Raw genomic sequence first — 26,154 nt, 5'->3', positions numbered from 1 at the left:
ATCAGCGGCCCTTGAAGCGTGGTGCGCGTTTCTCCATGAAGGCTGCCTTGCCTTCCTTGTGGTCTTCTGAAAGGAGCAGGGTGGGCTGGTAGGAGCGCTCGATATCAAGGCTCTCATCGAGGCCACGTGCATAGAACTCCTTGGTGAAGGCAATGGGAAGGTTGGCCATTGCTTCAAGCTTTTTCGCACAGGCAAGCGCGTCCTCGAAAGCTTTGCCCGGCTCTGCAAGCCGATCGACCAGGCCGATGCGCTCGGCTTCAGGCGCAGCCATCGCTTCCCCATAGAGCACCATCTGCTTTGCTCGGCCCAGGCCGACGCGGGCGGGAAGGAGATGGAGGATGCCCAAGTCGCCCATCAGCCCCACCTTGCCGAAGCCCGCCATGAAACGGGCGTCGCTGGCGGCCACGATCGTGTCGCAACAGAGCGCCAGCGAGATGCCGGCGCCCACGCACCAACCCTCTATCGCCGCAACGATTGGCTTTGAGGATTTGACGAGCGTGCGGACCATCTTGTGGCTGATGCGGAAGCGCTCACGCGCTCCGGCGGCATCCGTCACATTCATGCCCGTAATGTCGGCCCCGGCGCAGAAATGGTCGCCTGCGCCTCTGATCACGACCGCCCGCACCTCCGGATCGGGCTCCGCGCGCTCCAAGGCTGCCTGAAGGCTCACGCGCATATCCATCCCGAGCGCATTACGCCTTGCTGGGTTGTCCAGCGTCAGGATCAGGACCTGGCCGTTACGTTCCTCGGTGATCATGCGAAGCCCTCCGCAATGGCTGCCCGATGCGATGCGCTGTTTTAATGCGACATCGGATAGGCACCGGGGGCGATGTAGAAGCCGCGGGCGCTCCAGCCTGAGACCCGCAGCCTTGACTGCTACTCTTCATAAAATACTATCTATAGCAACTTGGCAAGAGCGGGGCCTTCTGTTACGCTTCCAAAAAAAGGGGGAACTCGTGGATGGAATATCGAAATCTGAGGGTGGACCATGGCGATGGCGTGTCGAAGATCGTCATCGATCGGCCGCCTATGAATGCCGTTTCGCCGGAGCTTCTCGACGAACTTCTGCACCTCTTTGAGGTCCTTGCGAAACGCGAGGAGACACGCTGTATACTGCTCACGGGAGCAGGCGAGCGGGCTTTTTCTGCAGGGGCCGATCTGAAAGCCACCAGCGCGGCCGGTGACCTACCGGTGAAGTTTCGCGAGCTTGGCCGGGCGCTGCTCGATAGGATAGAATTGCATCCCAAGCCCGTCGTCGCCGCGATCCGAGGATGGTGCATCGGAGGCGGCTTTGCCATCGCCATGGCCTGTGACGTGCGGCTTGCATCCTCCACCGCCAAGTTCAGGACCGCGGACGCCTATGTGGGCGTGGTGCCGTCCTGGGGTATGAGCCTCACGCGGCTCGTCCACTATATCGGCCGCAACCGCTGCATGGACATGCTGATGGTCGGCGATGACATCGATGCCGAGGGCGCTGCCAGCCTCGGGCTGGTCACGAGCGTGACCTCCGACGAAGCTTTCGACGCGGAGGTTGATCGCGTGACCAAGCGGCTCGCTTCCGGTTCGCCCATCGTCTTCCGCTCGATCAAGGAAACGGTGCGGGCGCAATATTGGGACTCGCCTGCGGCAGCACGCATCGCCGAGCTGCGCTGGTCGGAGATCAGTTCCGCATCCGAAGACTACAAAGAGGGCCGACGCGCTTTTGCCGAGAAGAGGGCGCCTGTCTTCACGGGGACCTGAGATCGTGCTGCCCGGCTCCCATGTCCTGCATTCCAGCATGAGGGGCAGGTTGCGGGAACGCCTGAGCTCTCCCTATCGCTCGAAAATGTGGCGCCGTTACGGGATTCAGTGGGGTTGGCAATGAACCAGATCTTTTCTACCGGTGAGCCTGCGGTGTCGCGCATTTCCATCGACAGGATACTGCACCCGCAGAGCGTGGCCGTGCTCGGCGCCTCCGACAGTGTGGCGAAGTTCGGCGGCCGCATCATGCACTTCCTTACGCGGCACGGCTTTGCCGGCGATATCTATCCCATCAATCTGAAGCGCGACACCGTGGCGGAACGCAAGGCCTATCCGACGATCGGCGCGGTGCCTTCGGCTCCCGACGTGGCGATTATGGCCGTCCCGACGGAGACGCTCCTCGATTCCCTGCGCGAAGCGGCGGATGCGGGCGTGGGCTGCAGCGTCATAATAACGAACGGCTTTGCCGAATCCGGCGATCCGGAGGGCGTCGAGCGCCAGCAAGAGATCGTGCGCATCTCGCACCGGACCGGCATGCGCATCATCGGTCCGAACTGCATGGGCCTGATCGTGCCCCATCACCAGATGGCGCTCTGCTCCTCTGTCGTGCTCAACACGGACACGCTTGGTGACGGCTCGATCGGCCTCGTCAGTCAGAGCGGCGCGTTGATGGTATCGATCTTCGACCGCGCCAAAACCGACGGCATCGGCCTGCGCTATGGCGTTTCGGTCGGCAATCAGAGCGACCTCGAGATCTGCGATTTCCTCGAATACATGATCGAGGACGAGAAGACCTCCGCAATCTGCCTCTATATCGAGGGGCTGGTGGACGGGGAGCGGTTCAGGAGGGCGGCAGCGCGCTGCCAGGCGGTCGGCAAGCCGCTCTTTGTAGTGAAGACCGGGCGCACCGAGGCCGGCGTCATCGCCGCACAATCGCATACGGCAAGTTTGGCGGGATCGCATGAAGCCTTTGCCGCCGTATGCCGCCAGTATGGAGTGGTCGAGGCAGGCAGTCCGGACGATATGATCCGCGCCGCACATTATATTTCGATGCGCAGGAGGCGCGGAGGCCAAGGCGTGGTGGTGGTCTCTTCTTCCGGCGGCAGCGCTGGGATCGCCAGTGACCGGCTTTCGGAAGAAGGCCTTCGGCTTGCCCGGTTCGCTCCAGAGACAAGAGCGGAAGTCGAAAAGATGCTCCTGCCGGCGCAGGCCCACAATCCGATAGATTTTGGTGGCCGCATCGTGCCTGAAACGGTCGAGATCGACGGCACGATCACCAAGATCGTCATGGACGACGCGGATGTCGGCTACGGAATTGCTGCTCTGACGTCCATGCCCGATTACGCCAATCGCTCGCGCTTGATAGCGAAGGCAGGAACGGAAAGCGGAAAGCCTTTCATCGTGACCTTTGCCGCTGGTGCCGCTGCGCTCAAGCCGAAGGAAGAGGTGCGTAAGGAAGGGATCGTCTATCTCGAAAATTTCGAGGATGGGTTGAGGGCGCTCAAGCTGATCGCCGACTATGACCGGGCGCTGGAGCGCGTGACGGAACCTGCCTCGCGGCCGACGGATCTTCCGGCAGCAGCTGAGCTTGCCAAGCTCGGAGCAGGGTACCACACCGAGAGCAAGGTGAAGGCACTGCTTTCCTCCTACGGGGTGAAAGTGGCGCGGGAAACACTCGCCGCCTCCCCGGATGGCGCTGCCGATGCGGCATCCAATTTTGACTTTCCCGTGGTGCTGAAGGTGGTCTCCCCCGATATCGTGCACAAGAGCGATGTCGGCGGCGTGCGCGTTGGGCTCGGGAGCGCCGAAGAGATACGGGCCGCGGCTGAAGCCATGACGGAGCGGATCGGGCGAGAGGTTCCGCAGGCTCGCCTTGAGGGATTTTCAGTCCAGGAGATGATCTCCGGCGAGGCGGAGATCTTTATCGGCGTGCGCCGCGACCCGCAATTCGGCCCCATCGTGTTGGTCGGGATGGGGGGCGTTGCCGTCGAAGTCCTCAAGGACGTGGTCGTCTCCATCGCGCCGGTAAGCCACTGCCGCGCGCTGCAGATGCTGGATGAGCTTCGCATGTCGCCGCTGCTCAAGGGCGCGCGCGGCCGGCCCCTCGCCGACATCGAGGCTATCGCCGATGTCCTGGTGCGCGTGAGCTGGCTTGCGGCCGATCTCGGCCCGCGGCTCGTCGATCTTGAAGTCAATCCTCTCATCGCTCGCGCCAAGGGCGAAGGAGCGGTCGCCGTCGACGGCCGGGCAACGCTTGCCTCAGACTGAGCCGAAGCTGGAGATAGCCGGATGCGAAACGAGACGTTCCGGAACCCGCCGATGAGCCTGCCCCTGGAGAACCTTGCCGGAGCGGCGGCGGAGGAGCGGCCGGGCGATCCGTTGATGTCGGTGAGGAACCTGCGTGTCTCCTTTGCCACCGAAGATGGCTTTTTCCCGGCCGTCCGAGGGGTGAGCTTCGATGTGCTGCCTGGACAGTGCCTCGGCATTGTTGGTGAATCCGGTTCGGGCAAAAGCGTGACGTCGCTCGCTCTCATGGGCCTTCTTCCGCCACCTCCGGGCACCATCGTCGAAGGCGAGGTTCATTTCGCCGGGCGAGATCTGCGGAAACTACGGCCGGAGGAGATGCGCAAGCTCTGCGGCAACGAGATCGCGATGATCTTCCAAGAGCCGATGAGCTCGCTCAATCCCGCCTTCACGATCGGCGACCAGATTGCGGAGGTCGTGCGAACGCATGAGAACGTCCCGGCGCGTGTTGCCCGGGCACGGGCACTGGAGCTTCTGCAAGAAGTTCAGATCGCTGCTCCCGAACGGCGCCTGGACGAGTATCCGCACAGGCTGTCGGGCGGCATGCGCCAGCGAGTCATGATTGCGATCGCGCTTGCCTGCCGGCCGCGCATGCTGATCGCCGACGAGCCGACAACAGCGCTCGACGTGACGGTGCAGGCGCAAATCCTGGAACTCCTGCGCATGCTCCAGGGCGAATACGGCATGTCGATCATGCTGATCTCCCACAATCTCGGTGTCATCTCCGAAATCGCGGACGATATTGCCGTGATGTATGCGGGGCGGATCGTCGAACAGGCGAAGGCTGCGCAGCTTTTCGAGAAGCCGGAGCATCCCTATACGATCGGCCTCCTTGGGGCGATCCCCACGCGCGGAAAATCGCGGTTGGTGTCGATCAAGGGCCGCGTTCCAGACCTTCTTTCATTGCCACCTGGATGCCCTTTCGCGCCGCGCTGCCCCTTCATGGTGCCTGAAATCTGCTGTGGCACGGAGCCGCCCCTCATCGCCGTTGAGCCGCAACACTCTACGGCCTGCTACCGCGCCCCATTGGATCAGGTCTTATGAGCACTTCCGCCGCACCGCTGCTTGAGGCCAAGGACCTCGTCAAAACCTTCCATCTCGGCGGACCGTTCGCACGCTCGCAACAGGAGGTCCATGCCGTCGACGGCGTGTCGTTTCATGTAGATGCGCGGGAAACGCTAGCCGTCGTTGGCGAGAGCGGCTGCGGAAAATCGACGCTTGGACGCCTGTTGATGCGGCTCATTGAACCGACGAGCGGCAGTATCCGTCTGGAAGGCGAGGAGCTGACGGAGAAGAAGGGGAGGGCGCTACTCCCTTACCGCCGCAAGATACAGATGATCTTTCAGGATCCCTACGGCTCACTAAACCCCCGGATGACGGTGCAGGATACGCTGGCGGACCTTCTGCGGATCCATGGCATCGCCCGGGGGTCCTCCGCAAAGCAGCGCGTTGGTGAACTCCTGGAGACCGTCGGCCTACCCGCCTCCAGCGCCAAGCGGTATCCGCACGAGTTTTCGGGCGGGCAACGCCAGCGCATCGGCATTGCGCGGGCGCTTGCGGTCAATCCGCAAGTCATCGTCTGCGACGAAGCGGTATCTGCCCTCGACGTCTCCGTGCAGGCGCAGATCGTCAATCTGCTCGAAGACATTCAGGTGGAATTCGGGCTGAGCTATCTCTTCATCTCGCACGACCTTACGGTGGTGCGGCACATGGCCGATCGTGTGGCGGTCATGTATCTCGGCCGTATCGTCGAAATGGGAGAGGCAGAGAGTATCTTCGAGCATCCGCGGCATCCCTACACGCGGGCGCTGCTCGATGTGGTGCCGGTGCCGAGCGCAACGCGCCGGCCGCATCGCACGGTGCTCAAAGGAGACATACCAAATCCGCTGACGCCGCCCAAGGGCTGCCATTTCCACCCGCGTTGCCCGTTCGCGCTTGATCGCTGCCGGGTTGAGGCGCCGAAGCTTGTACCGACGGGAGAGGGGCTGGTGGCTTGCCACCGTTGGCAGGAGCTCCCGTCTTGGGATCACGCGACCCACGTGCCTGGCGATCCCGGTGGACGCCTGGAACGGCTTCAGGCCCGGTTCGCGGACGGAGCCGCGGTGCGCTCGTATGGGTCGCGGTCAGGATGAAGCGCGGCCGTGCGGCGGCGGAACTTAAGGAGGCGGCGCATAGCGCGTGCGCGGAAATGACTTCTCAACCGGCGGTCCACCGCATCTCAGGTGGGCCGAACCGCTCCAAGCCGGTCGAGAGACGGAGTGGGCTCGTACCCGTTCTGGGCATGACGATGGACGCAATGGAACAAAGAAAAATTTCCGGAGGTGGAAATGCGTTACAAACTTGCAGCCACATTGACAGCGGCAGCGCTGCTGCTCGGCGGAGGCATGGCCTCTGCGCAAACCGTAGTGCGGATCGGGCTTAACGACGACCCCGACTCGATCGACCCGGCGCTCAGCCAGGCCTTCGTCACCCGATTGGTGCTGACGACTTTCTGTGAAAAACTCTTCGACATCACATCTGACCTGAAAATCGTGCCTCGGCTGGCCGAATCCTATGAATGGTCGCCGGACGGCAAACAGCTGACGCTGAAGCTGCGTCCCAACCTGGTTTTCCACGATGGCGAGCCGCTCGACTCCGAGGCCGTGAAGTACAATTTCGAGCGCAACATGACCATCGAGGGCTCGTTCCGCCGAGCCGAACTGGAAGGCATCACGTCTATCGAGGTCGTGGATCCGGTCACATTGCGCATCAACCTTGCCGAGCCGTCGGCACCGCTGATCTCCATCCTTGCAGACCGCGCGGGCATGATGGTTTCGCCCAAGGTTGCCAAGGAACTGGGCGCCGATTTCGGGACCAAGCCCACCTGTGCCGGACCGTTCAAATTCGTGAGCAGGGTGCCTCAAGGCCGGATCATCTTCGAGAAATTCCCTGAATATTGGGACGCCGAGAACATCCACATCGACCGAGTCGAGATGCTCGCCGTCAACGATCCCACCGTCAGGCTCTCGAACCTGCAGTCGGGCGAGTTCGAGATCATCGAGCGGCTTTCTCCGACCGATGTGAAACGCGTCGAGAGCGACAGCACGCTCAAGCTCGCGAAGGCTCCCGATATCGGCTACGGCTATATGCAATTCAATGTCGGCAATGGCCCGCGCTCGGAGAAGATGAAGGACCAGCGCATTCGCGAGGCGATAGATCTTTCGTTGGATCGCGAGGCGCTGGTGAATGTCGCTTTCGAGGGGCTTTACGCGCCCGGCGGTCAGTCGATCGCGCCCGGCAGCTATTTCTATGACGAGAGCAGGCCCACGCCAAAGCGCGACGTGGAGCGGGCCAAGCAGCTTCTCAAGGAAGCGGGCCAGGAGAACTTCACGTTCGAAATGCTCGTCCGTCCGGACCGCGACTTCCAGGTGCCGGCTCAGGTCATGCAGGCCATGATGGCGGAAGCCGGCATCAACATGGTCATCAACACGACCGAGAACGTGACGCAGCTCGAGGCGGCGCGCCAGGGCAACTTCGAGGCCTATATCTCCTTCTGGAGCGGCCGCGTCGACCCCGACGGCAACACCTACAATTTCTATGTCTGCGGCGCTCCCAACAACCGCATGGGGTATTGCAACGAGCAGGTGGACGAACTGCTGAAGGCGGCGCGCGCCGAGCTCGATCCCGCCAAGCGCAAGGAACTCTACAAGCAGGCCATGGACATCAAGGACCATGACCGGCCGGATCTTTCGCTGTGGCACCGCCAGCTCTTCGCGGCCACGCGGGCCAATGTCGATGGCTTCGCACTTTATCCGGACGGCCTGGTCCGTCTGCAGGGCGTGAAGATCAACTGAGACCATACCCGGCGGGCGCTCGTCCGCCGGGCATCTCTTGTCGAACGGGAGCGACGATGATGGGGCTGGGTGGTTTTATCTTACGCAGGCTGGGATCGGTCGTGCCGACGCTGATCTTCGTCTCGCTCATCGTCTTCGCGCTGCAGAAGCTCATCCCCGGAGACCCCGCCGTCGCGATGGCGGGCGATGAATCGAATGACGCTGTGGTCGAACAGTTGAGGGCGAAATACGGGTTCGACCAGCCTCTTTACGTCCAGTATTTCCGTTGGATTGGAAATGTGCTCGTGGGCGATTTCGGATCATCCTACCGCAACAAGGTGGAGGTGGTCGACCTGATCCTGACCAAGCTTCCCGTGACAGCGGAACTGGCCGTGCTGTCGATGATCGTGGCGCTTGCGATCGGCATCCCGACGGGCATCATTGCCGCCACGCACAAGGACCGCTTCACCGGGACCCTGGCGAATATCTTCGCGCTCACCGGTATCTCGATCCCCCATTTCTGGCTCGGCATCATGCTGATCCTACTCTTCTCGGTGCAGCTTGGTCTGCTGCCGTCGGCGGGCTACGTGCCGCCGTGGGAGGACCTCAAGCAAAATCTCCTTTCGCTCATCATGCCTTCCATCGTGCTCGGGACGGGCGTGGCGGGCGTGATCACGCGGCACACGCGCGGCGCCATGCTCCAGGTACTCTCGTCCGATTATGTGCGCACGGCGCGTGCCAAGGGGGTGACGGAGCGCATTGTCGTCTCCAAGCATGCGCTGCGCAACGCGCTGATCCCCGTCATAACGCTGAGCACAATCGAGTTCGGGCAGCTGCTTTCCGGTGCCATTCTGACAGAGCAGATCTTCTCCATCCCCGGATTCGGAAAGCTGATCGTGGACGCGGTGTTCTACCGAGAATACGCGGTCGTGCAGGGTGTTGTGCTGGTGACTGCCACGATCTTCATCCTGCTCAACTTCGTCGCCGATATCCTCTATTTCATCGTCAACCCGCGGATGAGGGGCGCCAATGACTGACGCGGTTCTGAACTCGGCCCCGGTGAGGTCTGGGAGCCGTATCCGCAGCCGCGCCGTGCGTCGCTTCCTGAAGCATCGGCCGGCCGTGGTGGCGCTCTGCATCCTTGTGGTCTTTGGCCTCGTTGCCATCTTCGCGCCGCTGATTGCGCCCTACGATCCGATCAAGTCCGACTTTCTGGCCATACGCCAACCTCCCTCCGCCCTCCATTGGATGGGAACGGACGAGCTCGGACGTGATCTCCTCTCGCGGCTCATCTACGGCACCCGCACATCGCTTATGGCCGGCGTAGTGCCAGTGGCGCTGGCGCTAGCCATAAGCATCCCGCTCGGCCTGCTTTCCGGCTATGTGGGCGGCTTCCTTGATAGCGTGCTGATGCGCTTCACCGATGCGCTGCTGGCAATCCCCTTCCTGGTTCTTGCGATCGCGCTCACGGCGTTGTTGGGTCCCGGCCTTTTCAATGCGATGCTGGCGATCGGCATCGCCGCGATCCCGATCTTCCTGCGGCTGGCTCGTGGGTCGGCGCTGGCCGTATCGAAGGAAGATTATATCGAGGCGGCCCGGGCGGGCGGAAACTCGCCGCTTCGCATCGCCTTCAAGCACGTGCTGCCGAACATGATACCGCCGCTCTTCGTGCAGGCGACGCTGACGGTGGCGACGGCCATCATCGTCGAGGCGAGCCTCTCGTTCCTGGGGCTTGGCCAGCGGCCGCCGGCTCCCTCCTGGGGCAGCATGCTCAACGAGGCGCAGCGGTTCCTGCCGACCCTGCCGACCATGGCGCTCTGGCCGGGACTGGCGATCTTCATCGTCGTGATGTCGATCAACATCGTCGGTGACGGCATCCGTGACGCCATGGATCCCCGGCACAAATCCTGATCCCGCGCGCCAGCAAAAAGGAGCGGCAAGTGAGCGTGATTGATCTTGAGTTGCACATCCCGGCAAGCGAAAGCGATCCGGTGATCGAGGAGATGACCAAGGGCCGGCCGGGAACGCCGTTTCCGCACTCGCTGCCGCGCCCGGAGGGGTACGGCTTCGCCAATTATGGTCGCGTCTTTCGCAAGCCCGCAAGCAGCGAGCAGAAGCAGGAAGCGCCGTACGATGATGGCGGGCTGGCGAGGCTCATTGCCGATATGGATAGGGCCGGCGTCGAAAAAGGCTTTCTCATCGGCACGCCGCATGCCAGGCTCGGCGAGATCAGCCGCCGCTATCCCGGTCGCTTTATCATGGGGGTGTTGCTCAATCCGATGGACGGCATGCGCGCGGTGCGCGAGTTGGAGCGGCTGGTAAAGGAGGAGGGGGCCGGCGCGCTCCGTGTCTCCGCGCTTTACAATTCCCTGCCCGCAAACGACCGCCGCTACTACCCGCTCTATGCCAAATGCGTGGAGCTCGACATCCCCGTCCGCATCTATACGGCGATGAGCTACGCCAATGATCGGCCTTACGATCTCGGCCACCCACGCTATCTCGACGACATCGCCGTTGACTTTCCCGAACTCAGGATCGTGGCGGGGCTCGCCGGCTGGCCCTGGGTCACCGACATGGTGGCGCTCCTGCGTCGGCACCCCAACCTCTATGTCGACACGGCCGGGCATCACCCACGCTATTTCGCCCAGCCTGGCTCGGGATGGGAGCAGTTCCTGCAGTTCGGCAATTCGCTAATGCAGGACAAGGTTATGGTGGGACTCTCCCGCTATCTCTTCAAAGCACCGTTCGAGGACCTCGTGGCGGAATACCAAAAGCTGCCGCTAAAGGAGGCCGTCAAGGAGAAGTGGTTGTACAAGAACGCGCGTGAATTCTTCCGCGTTTAGCTCCATGCGAAGGCCGGTGTCGCGTTAACAGGAGAAAACGTCCATGCGCGCTGTTGTCTGCAGGCAGTTCGGCCCGCCGGATCTGCTGACGATCGAGGAATGTGACGTCCCGCAGCCCGGTCCCGGCCAGGTGCGCGTAAAGGTGCAGGCAGCTGGCGTCAACTTCCCGGACACACTGCTGATCGAGGGCAGGTACCAGCTGAAACCGGACTTGCCGTTCACCCCGGGCAGCGAGGTTGCCGGCACGGTCGATGCGACCGGGGAGGGCGTGACCGGCTTTGAGGTCGGCACCGCGGTGCTGGGCACTGTTCCTTTCGGAGCCTTCGCCGAGTTCGCGATTGTGGAGGCGACAACGCTTATGCGACGGCCAGCTTCGATGGACCCGATCGTGGCTGCCGGGTTTGCGACGACTTACGGTACGAGCATTCACGCGCTCACGCAGCGCGCCGGGCTGCAGCCTGGGGAAACACTTCTGGTACTCGGCGCGAGCGGCGGCGTCGGGCTGGCCGCGGTGGAGATCGGAAAGGCCATTGGCACGACCGTGATCGCCGCGGCCAGCACGCCGGAAAAACTGGAGATCGCGCGCGCTGCCGGTGCCGACCACCTGGTCAATTATGCTTCTTGCTCTCTCAAGGATCGAGTGAAAGAGCTGACGGGCGGCAAGGGCGTGGATGTTGCTTGCGACCCGGTGGGGGGCGATCTCCTCGAAGAAGCGCTGAGGGCGACGGGTTGGGGAGGGCGCGTCTTGACCATCGGTTTCACCTCCGGAACCATTCCCCGCATTCCCGCCAATATCATGCTGTTGAAGGGGAACGCGCTTGTCGGTGTGCATTATGGGCCGTTCCAGAAGAACTTCCCGGATGTAAACCGGCAGAATTTCGAGCAGCTCTTTGCGTGGCATGCCCAGGGCAAGCTGAAGCCGCTCGTCAGTTCGGTTTTCGATCTTTCGGAAACAACCGCAGCGCTCAAGCTGCTTGCGAACCGGAAGGCGATCGGCAAGATCGTGCTGACCGTTGGAGGAACGCAGTGAGCGAGGCAGACTGGATGCCGGACACCGGCTTTGACACGGGCATATTCGCGCATATTGGCCTCACCTTTCCCGAAGCCGCGCCAGATCGGATCGTCGGCCAGCTTGATATCGGACCGCAGCACTTGAACCGGGTGGGCTATGTGCATGGCGGCGTGCTGTGCACGATGATCGATGCGGCGGCATGCTGCGCGGGCTTGTACAGTCCGCCAGACAGCCCCACTCGCTACGCGGTCACCCTGTCGCTCACCACCCAGTTCACGCGTCCCGTGCGCGCCGGCCGGCTGACAGTGGTAGGAAAAGTGATTTCCGCAAACCGCACGATCTATACCGGCGAGGCCCACATTTTCGATACGGAGAACCAGCTCGTGGCCCACGGGATCGGCACGTTCAGCTGGAGGCCGGGCAGTAGGCCCGAGGATGCACCCGGAGCCGAAGGCAAGCTGCGGGTCAAAGGCAGTTGAGCCGAGGCGTCGGGGCAGAACAGGCGCAGCACATCACCCGCCGATAGGATTGAGGGCCTGGCCGCGTTCCGTCAAGGGTTGTGCAGCCTTGTGGCAGGCGACCTGCATCCCGTCCCCGGTTTTCATCACCGGGGGAGCCTGCTCGCAGATTTCCGACGCGATGGGACAATGGACGCGAAACGGGCAACCCGCTCCCGCGTCTTCTGCGATGGTAGAGCGCCGAGTGGGGGCGAGGTTCGGCAGCGGCCGGCCCACAACCGGGGGAAGAATGCTGTTGAGCAACATCTGGGAATAGGGATGGCGAGGCGTTGAAAAGAACGAGCCTGACGGGCCCTGTTCGACGATCCGCCCGCGATACATCACCGCGACCCTCGTCGCCACCCGTTCGACGACGGCCAGATTGTGGCTGATGAACAGGTATGTCAGCCCGAAGCTCTGCTTGATCTCGTCCAGAAGCTCCAGGATCTGTGCCTGTACAGACACGTCCAGCGCGGAGGTGGGCTCGTCACAGACGAGCAGCCGGGGGCTTGATACCAGCGCCCGCGCGATGGCGACACGCTGGCGCTGGCCGCCCGAAAGCTGGTTGGGGTAGCTGCGGAAAAGACGCGCGGGAAGACCGACGCGGTCGAGCATATCGCGTGCCCGCGCTTCCCGCTCTGCCCTGCGAACACCGCCCACAGCGAGCGGCATGGCGATTATGCTCGAAAGCGGCTGCTTCGGGTTCAAAGAGGAATAGGGGTCTTGGAAAACCGGCTGTACGAGTTCTGCAAATTCCCGCGGGCCAACGGTGTCGATAGCGCTCCCATCGATACGGATTTGGCCTGTATCGGGCGTCAGCAGGCGCAGCACCAGTTTGGCAAGCGTGGATTTGCCGGAGCCGGATTCGCCGACGATGCCGAGAACCTCTCCCTTGCTCACGGATACAGAGCAGTCGATGACGGCGGGGATCAGCCGAGGCTTGGAAAGAAAGCCGCTCCGCTGGCGGAAAGCCATGCTCAGATGGTCAATTTCGAGAAGCGGCGTCATGCGACTTCGCTGCCGATGCGAGAGGGCGGGATCCGGCAACGATAAGCATGATCGGAGCCCCGCGTTTGAAGCGGGATGGGGTCCGCGCATTCCCGGCGCTCCAGCGCGCAACGATTCCGGAACATGCAACCCTCCAACTCGCCAAAGAGCGCCGGAACGACTCCTGGTATGGGAACGAGCGGTCGGCCGCCCGTCGCCTGCTCAGGCAGGCAGCGCAGAAGGGCTGCGGTATAGGGATGCGAGGCGTTCATCAGCACGTCGTGCGTGCCACCTGTTTCGACCACCTCGCCGGCATACATGACGGCAACGCGGTCGGCGACATGGGCGACGACGCCGAGATCGTGGGTGATTAAGAGCAGCGCCATGCCAAGATCTTCGCGCAGTTCCTTGAGCAATGACAGGATTTCCACCTGGGTCGTGACATCCAGCGCCGTGGTGGGCTCGTCTGCCAGCAGGAGCTTGGGCCTGCACATCAGCGCCATCGCGATCATCACCCGCTGGCGCAGGCCGCCCGACATTTCGTGCGGATACTGCTTCAGGCGCCTGTCGACGGGCAGAACCCCGACGCGCTCCAGAAGCTCGCCGGCGCGCTTGAGCGCGTCCTTCCTGCCGCCCCTGCCGTGGCGCATGAAGACCTCCGCCATCTGTTCGCCGATGGAGAGCAGCGGATTGAGCGCCGTCATGGGTTCCTGGAAGATGGCGGCGATCTCCGCACCGCGGATATCGGCGCGCTCACGCTCAGAAAGCTGCATCAGATCCTTGCCGTCGAACCTCATGCGCTCGGCTGAGACGATGGCTTTGCGCGGGAGCAGCCCGAGGATCGACATGGCCGTCAGGGATTTTCCGCAACCGGATTCGCCGACAATGGAGAAGGCCTCGCCCGGTTCGATCGCCAAACTCACTCCTCGTATGGCCCGAAGCGTGCCGGAAGGACCCGGTATATCCACGCGCAGGTTTTCGATCTCGATCAGAGCGGTCATCGCCGGCCCTCCGGCGCGGTAATGTCGCGTAGTCCGTCGCCCAAAAGATTGATTGCGAGCACAAGGACGAAGATCGCCATGCCCGGAATCCAAACAAGGTACGGTTTCATGAAGAGGAAGTTCCGCGCCTCGGCGATCATCAAGCCCCAGGAGGGGGTGGGCGCACGGATGCCAAGACCCAGGAAGGAGAGGCTCGCTTCGGCAAGGACGGCGAGCGCCATTTCGAGCGTGGCGACAACCAGGATGTGGTGCATGACGTTCGGGCGGATCTCGTTCCAGATGATCCAGAACGGGGAGGCGCCGGCCACGCGTGCAGAGGCGACGAAATCGCTGTCGCGCACCTGTTGTGTGGCGGTGCGCACCACCACGGCATATCGGTCCCAAAACAGAAAACCGAGGACGAGGACGATCGTCAGGAAGGAGCCGCCGACAAGTGCGATGACGGCGAGAGCCACAAGGAGGCCGGGCATGCTCAGCCGCGAATTGATGATATACATGACCACGTTGTCCGCCCGGCCGCCGAAATAGCCGCCGATGAAGCCTAGCGTGATGCCGATCACGCCCGAAATCAGCATGGTCGAAAGCCCGACCACAAGCGAGACCTGCGTGCCATAGATGAGGCGGCTCAGATAATCCCGTCCGAGATGGTCGGTGCCAAGAAGATGCTCTGCCGAACCACCTTCGCTCCAGATCGGCGCAAGAAGGCGCAGCCCCAGGTTCTGAGCGAAGGGATCGTGTGGCGCGATGAGAGGCGCCAGGAGTGCAACGAGCCCAGCAAGGATGAGAATGACAGCGCCCACCATGAACCCGCCATGGCCGAGTGCACGGCGAAGCCGCAGCCCGGTCTGCGAGGGTTCGGAAAGAGGTGTGGCGTCCAAACTCATTTGAGCCTCAGGCGCGGGTCGAGCCACGCGTTCATCACATCGGCAAGTAGCGTGAGCAGGATGTAACAAGTGGAGACGAAGACAAGCATGGCCTGGACGACGGGGAAATCACCCCTCTGGATCGACCGGTAGGTCAGCAGGCCGATCCCGTCTATGGCGAAGACCGACTCGACGATCACCGAGCCGCCAAGGAGCGTGCCAAGCTGAACGGCCGAGAGCGAGACAATGGGCAGGAGTGCATTGAGAAGAGCATGCTTCGTCAGGACCTGAAAATTCAGGAGCCCCTTGGCTCGGGCCGTGCGGATGTAATCCTGCTCGAGCGCTTCGAGCATGCCGGAGCGCGTGAGGCGTGTAAGCGCCGGGATCGCGCCAATGGCGAGCACGACCGTCGGCATGATGAAATGCGCCGGCGTGCTGGAGCCGGAAATCGGCAGCCAGCGGAGCGTGACGCCGAAGACACTGATCATCATCAGAGCCAGCCAGAAGCTCGGCAAAGCCTGCCCGCTGAGAGATATGGCGGAGACGAGCCGGTCCAGCCAGCTGTTCGGCCGGATCGCAGCCAAAACGCCGAGGGGAAGGCTGATGAGGATCGACAGGATGAGCGCTGCCACGGCAAGCGTCAGCGTCGTGCCGACCCGCGCCAGGAAAAGCTGTGAAACCGGCTCGCGGGTGAAGAAGGATTCGCCGAGATTTCCGCCCAATGCATTCAAGAGCCAGTCAAAATACTGGACGAGAAGCGGGCGATCGAGGCCCAGACTATGACGCAGTTCCTCGATCTGTTCTGGTGTCGCCGTCTCGCCGGCAAGGGTCGCAGCCAGATCTCCCGACAGCCGCAGCAGGGCAAAGCCCACCAGGGAAACGGTCAAGAGGACCAGAAAGGAGACGGTAAGTCTGCTGCGTAGAAAGGATAGCATTATGCGCGAGCAGCCCAGTATCGGCAGTTTCTTGCTCTATGCTTGGCTGCAGGACCTGTGCCGGGCTCCTGCAGCATGCATGCTTCCGGAAAGGCGGCCCTCACTCATGCCGCGTTCCCGCTGGCTCATCCAGCTAGTTGCCTGCCCAGCCGGCGAGCGAGAGGTCCGGAAAGTCCATGAACGGAGGCTCGAACTCCACCGTTTCCGCGGAGATATAGGTCGCAACGGAGCCGTAAAGGGGAAGCGTGTAAGCCTGTTCGTTGATCCGCGAGAAGCTCTGGCGATAGAGTTCCTCCCGTTTCGCCGGATCCATGGAATGAATGGCTTGCTCGTTCCATTCCGTGACTTGCGGGTCCTTCGCATAATCCGTCGAGGATTGGTTGAAGAAGATGCCGAGAGAGTAACTGGCATCCGCTGCGGTCGCCCCGCCCCCCCAGCCGACGATGCTCATCTGGGACTCGCCACCGATGTATTTTTCGCGCCATGCGGGGAGAGGATAGGTGTCCAGGCTCATCGTAATGCCGACATTCGCAAGATAGCCTTGGATCGCCTCTGCCACCGGGCGCAGGCTTACCTCCGCCATCATGGCGAGCTGAACGCCGTCCGCATAGCCTGCTTCTTGAAGCAGCGCGCGTGCCTTTTCCGGGTTGAACTCGTAACCGGGTACGCCGTCGGTGATGCAAAACGCCTGCGTGGGGTTGCAGTGGCTGTGCAGAACCGGCGCATCCGGGCTGATGAGATTGGTCGCGATCTCCTGCCGGTTTATCGCGTAAGAGATGGCGCGGCGGACATCGACATTGCGTAGCGGATTGTCTTCAGATCCACCAGCGGCGTTCATGCTGAGGAAGAACATGCGGGTGGCCGGACCTGTCGCGACCTTGACGCCTGGGAAACCCTGGAGGGCCGCCGCATCAGCAGCGCTCATGAACAGCACCATGTCGGCCGCCCCCGCCATGAGTTCGGCAATCTGCGTCTGAACCTCGGGAATGACGCGCACCTGGATATGGCCGATCGTGGGGGCGGGACGCGGGCCGGCGAAATAGTTCTCATTCTTCTTGAGAACATATTCGGAGCCCTGCTGCAGGCTTTCGAGCGCATAGGGACCAGTGCCGACAGGCTTGGTCGCATGGATCATGTGGCCGTGCTCGCTCGTGTATTCGTTCGGCCAGATGACGATGCGTGAAGCCAGCATGTTTTCGAATGTCGGATCGGGCTCGCGCAAGGTGACGCGGACCGAATAATCGCCCGTTGCCTCTGCCGAGGCGATATTGCCGAAATCGTTCTCCTGCTGGCGGAACTTGTTGTTCTTGTCCATCAGCATCTTAAACGTATAGACCACGTCCGCGGAATCGAGCGGCTCGCCATTGTGGAAGGTGACGCCTTCACGAAGCTCGAAGTCGATCGTGCGGTCGTCAATCCAGGTCCACTTGGCCGCCAGAGATGGCTTGTGCTCACCGGTCGCCCGGTCTGCATGAATGAGGGTGTCGTAAACCAGCACGCCGAATAGATCGGTTTCCGTGCTGTTCGTATGGATCGGATCGATGAAATCAGTCTCGCGTGTGATGAGCACGCGCAGCGTATCGTCGCTTGGCCCCGCCAAGGCAGACGCCGAGAACGAGGTAAGGTGGATCGCAGCGCTCGCCGCCAGGACGAACACAGCGCGCAGCGCCATTGATCTCATCTGATGCTCCCCATTATGTTGCCTGAGCGGCTTACTTACTTTAAGCATGAAATATTACGGAAGGAAGATCTTGGTGTCCAGCATGAACTTAAATGCTTTCTTTTCCGATTCCTATGCAGACGCACGGCAGAAATTTCTCGCGGCCTGCGAGGCACGAGGGGCACCGGTTATCTCCTATCCACACCCGCTGAGGGGAGCCGAGGGAGAGGCGCTTTTCACGGATGTGGCTCGCATCGGACCGGAGCATGCCGACCGGGTGCTTGTCGTGGAATCGGCTTTGCATGGCGTTGAAGGCTATACTGGATCGGCCATACAGATCGCGGCCCTTGCTTCCTCAAACGCGCCCCAACCGCCCGAAGGTGTGGCGCTTCTCCTGGTGCACGCCATAAACCCCTGGGGTTTTTCCTGGAACCGCCGTTTCAATGAGGACAATATCGATTTGAACCGGCACTTCCTCAATTGGGAGAACCCGGGCAAGCTGGACAATCCGGGCTATGACGATCTCGCCTCCGCGCTCGTCCCGCGGGAGATCACGCCTGAGGCTATGGCCGAAGCCGATGCCGTGATGGAGCGGTATAAGGAGACGCACGGCAAGGAAGTCTTCAGGACGGCAATCAAGCGCGGCCAGTACAAGCATCCCGACGGTCTCTTTTATGGGGGCCTGAAGCCCTCGTGGTCGGCGCTGACGGTGGAGCGTATCGCGAAGGAGCATCTTTCCGAGGCGACCTGGGCGGGCCTCATCGACATCCACACCGGTCTTGGTCCCTTCGGTGTCGGGGAGTGCCTGAGCGGCGAAGCTCCTGACAGCGATGAGGGACGGCGTGCATCCTCCTGGTATGGCCACGTGGCGCATACGAAGAGCCCGAAGACCGATTATGCAGGCAGTGAGGCTTCGATCCTCGACGGCTACAAGCGCGCGGCTCCATGGCTGGTCTGGACGCCCGTCGGGCTCGAATTCGGCACACGCGAGGAGAAGGTCGTGCGTGATGCCGTCCGCATGGATGGCTGGCTCCACCTTTATGGCTCTCCTGAACATCCGCTCTCGGGCAAGGTGAAGAAGAACATGCTCTACGCCTATTACCCTGCCGAGCCGGAATGGCGTGCGGCAATCGTGGAGCGAGGCCTGGAGGTAGTCCGCCTGGGGCTCGCCGGGCTTGCGGCCCAAGAGCGGGCGTGATGGCATCAGCTCGGGCCCGGTGAGGCAGGCCCTCTGGCCGATAGCGGCATCAATAGCTCGTTCGGCGCCGGCACGATGATCGAATTCGCGGCACGACAATGATCTAGGTTGTCGGACGACGGCAGCCGCACGAACCGGACCTAGACGCGTCTATGGATGGGATACTGCGTTTGCCAACCAAAACGACGCATCTTGGGGAGGGGATTGGCGGCTCCTCGGCTTCGCCGATGAGAAATATTCGTCCATGGGAGGCTTTCATGAAGGCGAATTTCCAGAACTCGGCGACAGTCGTGCGGTCAGCGCGATCATAGGTGTCCCCGCGTACGCTGGTGACAACTCTTCGGCAGGAGCGTTATCTCGTCTCGCCATGGCCTCGAATCCGATAAAGAGAGGAGGACGGAAGCTGTTCGCGGGTGCCGCCATTTGCCTCAGGAAGAAGAGCCATGACCCACAGAACTCTCATTCGACGTTTATTGCCGGCGCTGGTCGGTAGTTTCCTCATCACCAATGCCTTTGCGCAGGAGCCGCTCGATATGCAACGTCCGACCACTACGCAACGTCCGACCACTCTTTCCGAAACTTACGACGCGTGGACGGTGCAGTGTGTCAACCAGGTCCAGGGAGAGAGAACACTGCGCGCCTGCCAGATGTCGCAGGAACTGCTTCAGCAGGAAACGCGCCAGCGCGTGCTGCTCTTTGCGATCTCGAAGGAACCCGAGGCGGCCCCCAAGGCAACGCTTGTTCTTCCCTTCGGGCTGCTCCTCTCGGAGGGCGTGCGCATACAGATAGGCGAGACGGAAGTCGTGCGTGGAGCATTCCGGACCTGCTTTCCGACCGGATGCGTGGTCGAGCTCGATATGCCGGCCGACGTCATCGGCCAGTTTGAAAATGCGGAGACCGCCCGCGTTCTCATGATGGCAAACACCGGTCAGCCGGTCAGAACGGATATTTCTCTGAAGGGATTTGCGGCCGCTTATCGTCGCTTGCAGGAGCTTGCCGCGAGCTGAAGCGCCGCAGGCTAGGCATCTGCCGACACCGGCGTGGAGGACGGCAGCAACTCTACGGCTAAGCATCTTAAGGCAGATCTTCCACATTCTGCGCGACATTTCGGTCATGCGGCGTTTCTGTCTTGCTGCTAAAAAGATCTCGCAGCTGGCGCTTTTGTCGTCCAGGCGACGGCTGCACAGCTTTGATAGCTTCGGCTGGTGTGAGACAGCCTCCCAGTGTGTCATCGCGCGCCAATAGCTCCTTTGTCCACGATTATGTCGCTCGCGATATTGTGTTGCAGCTTATGCGCGTATAGCAAGCACCCATCTATACCATTTGATTCGGCGCACCTCATGTAGTGGGGTGAGGTGCTGGGGGCATTGTTATGATCGGGGCAACTTTTGCTCGCGACTCTCTGAGTCCGCGAATAGCGTATACTTGTCGTTTCGCGCAGGTTCTCCGTTTCACCATTGGTCTCTGGTGTTTGATTTTTTTGTCGCAGGCTTGGGTCTGCCCGCATATGCAGCCGAATACGCCACCGGCGGTACCAGTCCTTATCGTGACCAGGTGCTGTGGCTGACCTGGGGTGGCGGCGGACCTCTCGGGACGCCCGGGCAGTCCCTCAACAATGGCTCTAGTACATCCGCAAATATTGCAGTTGCCGGTGGCATCAATCTGGTGTCACATGCGGCTTGAGCAACATAACGGGCAATCCGCTGAGGTCTTATCGACCGGGCGATTGGACCGGCGACAGCCTGGATAATCTCTATAATTACGGTGGCACCGGCAGCGCGAACCAGCTGATCAGCGGCATCATGGTCAGCAATGGCCAGGCAAGCTTCAGGGTGAACTGTACTGCCACGCTTGGTGGGCAGCCGTTCCCGTTGAAAGGCCTGGTGATGGCGGACGCGGAATCGATCAACAGCGGTGCCGAGTATGTGCAGGCCACAGCGGATGGTCGTTGGTTTGCGGTCGAGATGCAGAAAAATGTGGGTGCCGGCCCCTATTATGCGGTCAAGAGCACCCAGTCGGACGGCCGCCAGACCATTCGTTTCGGGCCCGGCAACGACAACAACACAGCTGCGGTTACCTTCCTGGCGTTCAACAATCCGTCTTCGAACGTCTCGATGGATTTCGATATCGTGGGCGGCGGCAACACGGCCATCGCCATCGGCCTCCTCGCGCCTTATGCCGATTTCGGCGACGCCGTGGAGGAATATGGCGACGTCATGCACATGGTCGCCGACCTTCAGTTTCAGTCGGATAATATTCCAGCCAATGGCAGCCAGATCGATCTCAACACGAGCTCCTATCAGGCTGGAGGCCTGATGCCGCCCAATACCGATTATCTCGGAACGCGGGGGCCCAACACCGAACAACAATCTCGATACAGCCCGGACGCAAGCGGCGAAAGCGGTGGCGAGGAGATGCCTGGCCGGAAAATTACACCATCACTGTGCTCCAGGCCGGCGAGCAGTTGACTGAGACGATATTGTGCTCGGGAAATGGCTTCATTTTCGGCTGGATCGATTTCAACCGCAACCTCGCCTTCGATCCTGATGAGCGATCACAGCAATCGCAGTGCATCGGCGGTGAGGCGGTCCTTACCTGGGACATTCCGCAGACCCTTACCGCCGGCGGCTCCGTCGTGCGTTTGCGCTATTCCAACGATTTGACTTCGATCCAGCAGCCTACCGGAACCGCGCCGGACGGCGAAGTCGAAGATCATTTCCTTACGATCGTCGGCCCGAGCCTTGCGGTCACCAAGGGGAGCAATGCCCAGAATGATTCATGGCGGGTGGGCGAGAGCGGCGCAATCTACAATCTCACCGTGACCAACGAGGCGCCCGTCGCCACCGGCACCGCAGACAACAATCCGCCGCCCGCCGAGATCACGGTTCTGGATCAGCTGCCCGACGGCATAGTGCCCGCCTGGACCGGCATTCATAACAGCAATGGCTGGGCCTGCGGCTTTGCCGGCCAGCTCGTCACCTGCACGTCCAGCCAGCTCATCGCGGCCAGCGGCCAGGCAGGCGACAGTTCGCAGATCGATCTGCCGGTCGAAATCACAGAGACTGCCTTGGGGGAGGCGATCAATCACGCCAGCGTCGGCGGCGGCCGCGATCCCTACAACGGCGGCGTGGCGCCTACGCCTGGCGACAGCTGCACCGATGCGGACCACTGTGCGGCCTACACCGTCACAATCCAGCCCGCCCCTGTCATCAGCACGGCCAAGAGCGCTACGCCCGCAAGCGGGACGGATGTGCCGCCGGGCGGGACGATCACCTTCACGATCGACACCACCGTGGGCCTGTCTGCGACCACCTCCGAGCTCACCTTGTCCGATACGCTCGGCGACGGCCTCACCTTCGGCGCGATAACCGCACCCGGACCATTCAGCTGCACGACGAGCGGCCAGGTTCTGACCTGTACGCTGCCGGAAAACACCGTTCCTGGAACTTACCGGCTCACATACACCGCCACGGTAGACGCCGATGCGATCGGCACGGTGACGAACACCGTCCAGACGGCAGGCGGTGGCGATCCCGAGCCGGAATGCACAAATTGCTCGACCACCCATCCGGTCCTGCTGGAAATCGCCGTGGCGAAGACATCCGACCCGGGCAACGGGGCCCAGGTGGCGGCGGGACAGACGATCACCTACACGCTTACGGCCACGGTGACCGGGTCGGCCACCACCGATGATCTGATGCTGACGGATACGCTGGGCGCAGGGCTGACTTTCGACGCAGTCACGGAACCGGGCTCCTTCAGCGCAGGTGGCACCGGGCAGACCCGCACATTCACACTTCCAGCAGGAACGCCCGCGGGCAGTTACGTCATACGTTACACGGCCATCGTCAACGACCAGGCCGCCGCAACAGTAGGCAATTCCGTCGCGGTCACGCAGGATGGCGGTAATCCGGACCCGGATTGCGCAAATTGTTCGACCGAGCATCCGCTTCTTCTGGATATAGACGTCCAAAAGACCTCCACTCCGGCCGCCGGAACCCAGGTCAAGGCAGGCGATATCCTCACCTACACGCTGACGGCCACTGTCAGCGGCTCCGTCACGACCGCCGATCTGGTGCTGACGGACACACTTGGTGACGGGCTCACCTTCGGATCCGTCACCGATACGGGCTCGTTTACCGCCGGCGGCAGCGGGCAGCAGCGCATATTCACGCTTCCCGCGGGAACACCGGAGGGCACCTACACGGTGAGCTACACGGCTACCGTGAACGACGAAGCCGCCGGCACGATCGCCAACAATGTTGCCGTGACGAATGGCGGCGGGGCCAGCGATCCGCAGTGCGCGAACTGCTCGACCGAGCATCCCCTGCTCCTGGATGTCGCGGTGGAGAAGAGCTCGGATCCCGCCGAAGGCGCGTTGGTCGAGGCGGGACAGACGATCACTTACACACTTACCGCGATGGTGACCGGATCGGCCACGACCGAGGAGGTAGTGCTGACGGATACGCTGGAAGCCGGGCTGACCTTCGGCGCGGTCACCAATGCCGGGTCCTTCACCGCGAGTGGCAGCGGACAGGAACGCATCTTCACGCTTCCCGCCGGCACGCCTGCCGGCATATATTCAGTAACCTATACGGCGGTCATCAACGACCAGGCCGGTGGAGCAATAGGCAACTCGGTCGTCGTCACGAATGGCGGCGGCGATCCCAGTCCCGAATGCGCCGAGTGCACCGTTCGCCATCCGCTGCATCTGGACATCGCAACCCAGAAAACCTCCAGTCCTGCCAGTGGCACCGAAGTCCAGGCCGGCAACACGATCACCTATACTCTGACAGCGACCGTGACCGGATCGGCCACAACCGAGCCGTTGGTTCTGACCGACACACTCGGCGCAGGGCTGACTTTCGACTCCGTCACGGATGCGGGTTCCTTCACCGCGGCGGGCAGCGGGCAGCAACGTAGCTTCACGCTTCCAACGGGCACGCCGGCGGGTACTTATGCGGTGAGTTATACGGCCATCGTCAATGAGCAGGCGGCGGGTTCAGTCCGCAACGACGTGCAGGTGAGTACAGGAGCATGCACGGATTGCTCGACCGAGCATCCGCTTCTCTTGGACATCGCGGTCCAGAAGACAGCCGATCCGGCCAATGGGACACAGGTCCAGGCAGGTGATGCGATCACCTACACGCTGACCGCCACCCTGACGGGTTCGGCCATTTGCGGAAGATCTCGTATTGACGGATACGCTGGGCGATGGGCTGACCTTCGGTGCGGTGACGGAACCCGGCAGCTTCGTGGTGACGGGCAGCGACCAGGATCGGGTGTTTACCCTGCCGGCGGGTACGCCTGCAGGCACTTACACCGTGCGCTATACGGCGACCGTCAACGATCAGGCCGCCGCCACGATCCAAAACAATGTTGCGGCCTCCGGCGGTGGTGGCAATGGCACGCCACAATGCACGGACTGCCGGACCGAGCATCCGCTTCTTCTCGACATTGTCGCGCAAAAGCGGGCCAACCCGGCCAGCGGGACCCAGCTTCAGGCGGGCGATACCGTCACCTACACTTTGACGGCGACCGTAACGGGCTCTGCCACCTCCGCCGATCTGGTGCTGACGGACACGCTGGGCGAGGGGCTCACCTTCGGCAGCGTCACCGGTGCCGGTCCCTTCACCGCGGGAGGCACTGGCCAAGAGCGGACTTTCACTCTTCCTGCCGGAACGCCGGCGGGCACCTATGAGGTAAGCTATACCGCTGCGGTGAACGAGCGGGCGGCAGGAGGGGTGGAAAACAGCGTCACGGCGGCTGGGGGAGGCGATCCCGATCCTGAGTGTACGGATTGCTCGACCGAGCATCCGGTTCTCCTCGAGATAGCAGCCGAGAAGAGAGCAGATCCGGCCGACGGCACCCAGATCGGAGCGGGCGAGACGATCACCTACACGCTTAGCGTCACCGTCACGGGCTCGGCCACCACCGCAGATCTCGTGCTGACGGATACGCTGGGCGACGGGCTGATCTTTCAAGCTGTCACCGATGCCGGGACATTCACCGCAGGCGGCAGCGGCCAGACCCGCACCTTCACGCTTCCGGCAGGCACGCCTGCGGGCACTTACACTGTGTCTTATACGGCCGGAGTGGATGAGAAGGCGATTGGCACGCTTTCCAACAGCATCATCGCCGCGGGCGGGGGCGATCCCGGTCCGGCATGCACGACCTGCTCGACAAGCCACGAGGTCCTGCCACCGGACGTCAGCATCGCCAAGAGGCTTATCGACGAGAGCGGGCCGACCGACAATGTCGCCGAGATCGGCGAGACGCTCACCTATGAGATCACGCTGACCAACGAAGGCGGCTTCACCGACAGCTATGCCGTCCAGGATGTGCTGAGCGAGGATCTTGTCTTTGAAAGCGCCGATCTGGGAGGCGTCCATTCCGGGGGAACTCCGGGTGGCGGTACCGTCGATTGGTCCGGCCTCCAGGTTCCCGCCCGTGCCGGCGGTGCGCCGGGCGTGCTCGTCCTCACCGTCTCGGCAAGGGTCGCCGACACGCTCAATCCGGACCAGCCGCTGCGCAATATCGCCAGGGAGCCGGGGGGGCCGGAGCCGGACTGCCCTTCCGAAGCTTGCGCGCTTATCGAGCCGCAAAGGCCCGCCCTCGAGGCGGAGAAAACGGGCTCTTATCAGGACCTGGATGGCGACGGCTCGGCGAGCGTGGGAGACAGGATCACCTATCAGATCCGCGTCAGGAATACCGGCAACATCCCGCTGACGGATGTCTCGCCGCAGGATGGCGGCCCCACATTCGGCAAGCGGCCGGCCGCGAACAGCCTGTCTGGTTTTGTGCCGGAAAGTGCCACCATCAATCCGGGCGCCGAACAGATCTTCACTGCGACCTACGCGCTTAGCCAGGTCGATATCGATAACGGCGCCGGCATCGAAGGAGGGGTGGAGAATATTGCGAGCGCCATCGGTTACGCAATGGCACGCGCGTCACGGGCACGCAGGTGGAATCGGAAGAGGCGGTTGCGCTTCTGGCCCTGCCTGTCGCGGTGAGCGACATCACGGTGACGAAGGTTGCGAATCTTCGCTTCATCCGGCGCGGCGAGCAGGCGCCGTTCACCATCCGCGTGACCAACAATGCCGGCTCCCTGGCCTCGGGCCTGACGGTGGTCGACACGATCCCGGCCGGCTTCCGCTATGTGGAAGGCTCGGCGCGGGTGGGTGATGCGGAGGTGACGCCGGTGGTCGCCGGGCGGCAGCTGCGCTTCGAGAACCTGTCGGTGGCAGGCCGCGGCGAGATTGCGATCACGCTGCGGCTTCAGGCGCTTTCGACGGCGGGTCC

General features: G+C 62.3%; 20 protein-coding genes and 2 pseudogenes. 16 read left to right on the top strand and 6 right to left on the bottom strand.

Features of this window, described 5'->3' with window-relative positions:
• Nucleotide 1: 1 nt before the first annotated feature.
• Nucleotides 2–757 (bottom strand): enoyl-CoA hydratase/isomerase family protein, encoded by a 756-nt coding sequence (locus CHEJ32_RS0113175; RefSeq protein WP_028034290.1) that lies wholly within the window; start codon nt 755–757, stop codon nt 2–4.
• A 203-nt stretch (nt 758–960) separates the two neighbouring features.
• Between CHEJ32_RS0113175 and CHEJ32_RS0113170 the strand changes: the two genes are divergently transcribed.
• From CHEJ32_RS0113170 to CHEJ32_RS24715, 10 genes are all read left to right on the top strand, one after another.
• Complete coding sequence (locus tag CHEJ32_RS0113170; protein WP_051469660.1) at nt 961–1,740, top strand: enoyl-CoA hydratase/isomerase family protein; 780 nt, start codon at nt 961–963, stop codon at nt 1,738–1,740.
• Nucleotides 1,741–1,860: 120 nt separating this feature from the next.
• A complete protein-coding gene (locus CHEJ32_RS0113165) occupies nt 1,861–4,008 on the top strand; it encodes an acetate--CoA ligase family protein (protein WP_051469659.1) in 2,148 nt (715 codons plus the stop codon).
• Nucleotides 4,009–4,059: 51 nt separating this feature from the next.
• Complete coding sequence (locus tag CHEJ32_RS24725) at nt 4,060–5,088, top strand: ABC transporter ATP-binding protein (RefSeq protein ID WP_051469685.1); 1,029 nt, start codon at nt 4,060–4,062, stop codon at nt 5,086–5,088.
• Nucleotides 5,085–6,176, top strand: coding sequence for an ABC transporter ATP-binding protein (locus CHEJ32_RS0113155; protein ID WP_028034287.1), 1,092 nt, complete (start codon nt 5,085–5,087; stop codon nt 6,174–6,176). The genes CHEJ32_RS24725 and CHEJ32_RS0113155 overlap by 4 nt, the downstream gene beginning before the upstream one ends.
• A 195-nt stretch (nt 6,177–6,371) precedes the next feature.
• The gene (locus CHEJ32_RS0113150; RefSeq protein ID WP_028034286.1) at nt 6,372–7,877 is read left to right on the top strand and encodes an ABC transporter substrate-binding protein; all 1,506 of its coding nucleotides are present in this window, start codon (nt 6,372–6,374) and stop codon (nt 7,875–7,877) included.
• A gap of 65 nt (nt 7,878–7,942) precedes the next feature.
• Nucleotides 7,943–8,893, top strand: a complete 951-nt coding sequence (locus tag CHEJ32_RS0113145) for an ABC transporter permease (protein ID WP_156936703.1) — start codon at nt 7,943–7,945, stop codon at nt 8,891–8,893.
• The gene (locus CHEJ32_RS0113140) at nt 8,886–9,767 is read left to right on the top strand and encodes an ABC transporter permease (protein WP_028034284.1); all 882 of its coding nucleotides are present in this window, start codon (nt 8,886–8,888) and stop codon (nt 9,765–9,767) included. The genes CHEJ32_RS0113145 and CHEJ32_RS0113140 overlap by 8 nt, the downstream gene beginning before the upstream one ends.
• Nucleotides 9,768–9,796: 29 nt before the next feature.
• Nucleotides 9,797–10,699 carry an amidohydrolase family protein gene (locus CHEJ32_RS24720; RefSeq protein ID WP_028034283.1) on the top strand — a complete coding sequence of 301 codons (903 nt, stop codon included), beginning with the start codon at nt 9,797–9,799 and terminating at the stop codon, nt 10,697–10,699.
• A gap of 43 nt (nt 10,700–10,742) precedes the next feature.
• Entirely contained in the window at nt 10,743–11,729 is a 987-nt protein-coding gene (locus tag CHEJ32_RS0113130; RefSeq protein ID WP_028034282.1) for an NADPH:quinone oxidoreductase family protein, read from the top strand.
• The gene (locus CHEJ32_RS24715) at nt 11,726–12,190 is read left to right on the top strand and encodes a PaaI family thioesterase (protein WP_051469658.1); all 465 of its coding nucleotides are present in this window, start codon (nt 11,726–11,728) and stop codon (nt 12,188–12,190) included. The genes CHEJ32_RS0113130 and CHEJ32_RS24715 overlap by 4 nt, the downstream gene beginning before the upstream one ends.
• A gap of 33 nt (nt 12,191–12,223) precedes the next feature.
• On the opposite strand, the gene CHEJ32_RS24710 is transcribed toward CHEJ32_RS24715, so the two are convergent.
• The 5 genes from CHEJ32_RS24710 to CHEJ32_RS24705 form a co-directional block, all read right to left on the bottom strand.
• The gene (locus CHEJ32_RS24710; protein WP_034658372.1) at nt 12,224–13,216 is read right to left on the bottom strand and encodes an ABC transporter ATP-binding protein; all 993 of its coding nucleotides are present in this window, start codon (nt 13,214–13,216) and stop codon (nt 12,224–12,226) included.
• A complete protein-coding gene (locus CHEJ32_RS0113115; RefSeq protein WP_028034281.1) occupies nt 13,213–14,196 on the bottom strand; it encodes an ABC transporter ATP-binding protein in 984 nt (327 codons plus the stop codon). Before CHEJ32_RS0113115 ends, CHEJ32_RS24710 begins: the two co-directional genes overlap by 4 nt.
• Nucleotides 14,193–15,080 (bottom strand): ABC transporter permease, encoded by an 888-nt coding sequence (locus CHEJ32_RS0113110; RefSeq protein WP_051469657.1) that lies wholly within the window; start codon nt 15,078–15,080, stop codon nt 14,193–14,195. The genes CHEJ32_RS0113115 and CHEJ32_RS0113110 overlap by 4 nt, the downstream gene beginning before the upstream one ends.
• The gene (locus CHEJ32_RS0113105; protein ID WP_028034279.1) at nt 15,077–15,994 is read right to left on the bottom strand and encodes an ABC transporter permease; all 918 of its coding nucleotides are present in this window, start codon (nt 15,992–15,994) and stop codon (nt 15,077–15,079) included. Before CHEJ32_RS0113105 ends, CHEJ32_RS0113110 begins: the two co-directional genes overlap by 4 nt.
• 133 nt (nt 15,995–16,127) lie before the next feature.
• A complete protein-coding gene (locus tag CHEJ32_RS24705) occupies nt 16,128–17,675 on the bottom strand; it encodes an ABC transporter substrate-binding protein (protein ID WP_198023864.1) in 1,548 nt (515 codons plus the stop codon).
• 82 nt (nt 17,676–17,757) lie between these two features.
• Here CHEJ32_RS24705 and CHEJ32_RS0113095 point away from each other — a divergent pair, with 82 nt between their 5' ends.
• From CHEJ32_RS0113095 to CHEJ32_RS24695, 6 genes and pseudogenes are all read left to right on the top strand, one after another.
• On the top strand, nt 17,758–18,852 hold the full coding sequence (locus CHEJ32_RS0113095) for a M14 family metallopeptidase (protein ID WP_034658391.1): 1,095 nt from the start codon (nt 17,758–17,760) through the stop codon (nt 18,850–18,852).
• A gap of 443 nt (nt 18,853–19,295) precedes the next feature.
• Nucleotides 19,296–19,859: an invasion associated locus B family protein gene (locus tag CHEJ32_RS0113090; protein ID WP_028034277.1), complete on the top strand. Its 564-nt coding sequence runs from the start codon at nt 19,296–19,298 to the stop codon at nt 19,857–19,859.
• A gap of 672 nt (nt 19,860–20,531) precedes the next feature.
• Nucleotides 20,532–21,320, top strand: coding sequence for a CshA/CshB family fibrillar adhesin-related protein (locus CHEJ32_RS26295; RefSeq protein WP_028034276.1), 789 nt, complete (start codon nt 20,532–20,534; stop codon nt 21,318–21,320).
• A pseudogene (locus CHEJ32_RS26290) lies at nt 21,296–23,887 on the top strand (isopeptide-forming domain-containing fimbrial protein); the annotation flags it as partial. The gene CHEJ32_RS26295 and the pseudogene CHEJ32_RS26290, both read left to right, overlap by 25 nt.
• 199 nt (nt 23,888–24,086) lie before the next feature.
• Nucleotides 24,087–25,865, top strand: coding sequence for an isopeptide-forming domain-containing fimbrial protein (locus CHEJ32_RS27740; RefSeq protein ID WP_371179803.1), 1,779 nt, complete (start codon nt 24,087–24,089; stop codon nt 25,863–25,865).
• Nucleotides 25,817–26,154 (top strand): annotated as a pseudogene (locus CHEJ32_RS24695) (DUF11 domain-containing protein); the annotation flags it as partial. The gene CHEJ32_RS27740 and the pseudogene CHEJ32_RS24695, both read left to right, overlap by 49 nt.

It is taken from the genome of Chelativorans sp. J32 (assembly GCF_000518985.1).
Lineage (GTDB): Bacteria > Pseudomonadota > Alphaproteobacteria > Rhizobiales > Rhizobiaceae > Chelativorans.
The sequence above is the reverse complement of the archived record's forward strand: the minus strand, read 5'-3'. Positions and strand labels throughout refer to the sequence as shown.

Bases quoted from the DNA above. Each gene is read 5' to 3' on its own strand.
- CHEJ32_RS0113175 (WP_028034290.1), bottom strand. From the start codon at position 757: ATGATCACCGAGGAACGTAACGGCCAGGTCCTGATCCTGACGCTGGAC.
- CHEJ32_RS0113170 (WP_051469660.1), top strand. From the start codon at position 961: ATGGAATATCGAAATCTGAGGGTGGACCATGGCGATGGCGTGTCGAAG.
- CHEJ32_RS0113165 (WP_051469659.1), top strand. From the start codon at position 1,861: ATGAACCAGATCTTTTCTACCGGTGAGCCTGCGGTGTCGCGCATTTCC.
- CHEJ32_RS24725 (WP_051469685.1), top strand. From the start codon at position 4,060: ATGAGCCTGCCCCTGGAGAACCTTGCCGGAGCGGCGGCGGAGGAGCGG.
- CHEJ32_RS0113155 (WP_028034287.1), top strand. From the start codon at position 5,085: ATGAGCACTTCCGCCGCACCGCTGCTTGAGGCCAAGGACCTCGTCAAA.
- CHEJ32_RS0113150 (WP_028034286.1), top strand. From the start codon at position 6,372: ATGCGTTACAAACTTGCAGCCACATTGACAGCGGCAGCGCTGCTGCTC.
- CHEJ32_RS0113140 (WP_028034284.1), top strand. From the start codon at position 8,886: ATGACTGACGCGGTTCTGAACTCGGCCCCGGTGAGGTCTGGGAGCCGT.
- CHEJ32_RS0113130 (WP_028034282.1), top strand. From the start codon at position 10,743: ATGCGCGCTGTTGTCTGCAGGCAGTTCGGCCCGCCGGATCTGCTGACG.
- CHEJ32_RS24710 (WP_034658372.1), bottom strand. From the start codon at position 13,216: ATGACGCCGCTTCTCGAAATTGACCATCTGAGCATGGCTTTCCGCCAG.
- CHEJ32_RS0113115 (WP_028034281.1), bottom strand. From the start codon at position 14,196: ATGACCGCTCTGATCGAGATCGAAAACCTGCGCGTGGATATACCGGGT.
- CHEJ32_RS0113110 (WP_051469657.1), bottom strand. From the start codon at position 15,080: ATGAGTTTGGACGCCACACCTCTTTCCGAACCCTCGCAGACCGGGCTG.
- CHEJ32_RS0113105 (WP_028034279.1), bottom strand. From the start codon at position 15,994: ATGCTATCCTTTCTACGCAGCAGACTTACCGTCTCCTTTCTGGTCCTC.
- CHEJ32_RS24705 (WP_198023864.1), bottom strand. From the start codon at position 17,675: ATGAGATCAATGGCGCTGCGCGCTGTGTTCGTCCTGGCGGCGAGCGCT.
- CHEJ32_RS0113095 (WP_034658391.1), top strand. From the start codon at position 17,758: ATGAACTTAAATGCTTTCTTTTCCGATTCCTATGCAGACGCACGGCAG.
- CHEJ32_RS0113090 (WP_028034277.1), top strand. From the start codon at position 19,296: ATGACCCACAGAACTCTCATTCGACGTTTATTGCCGGCGCTGGTCGGT.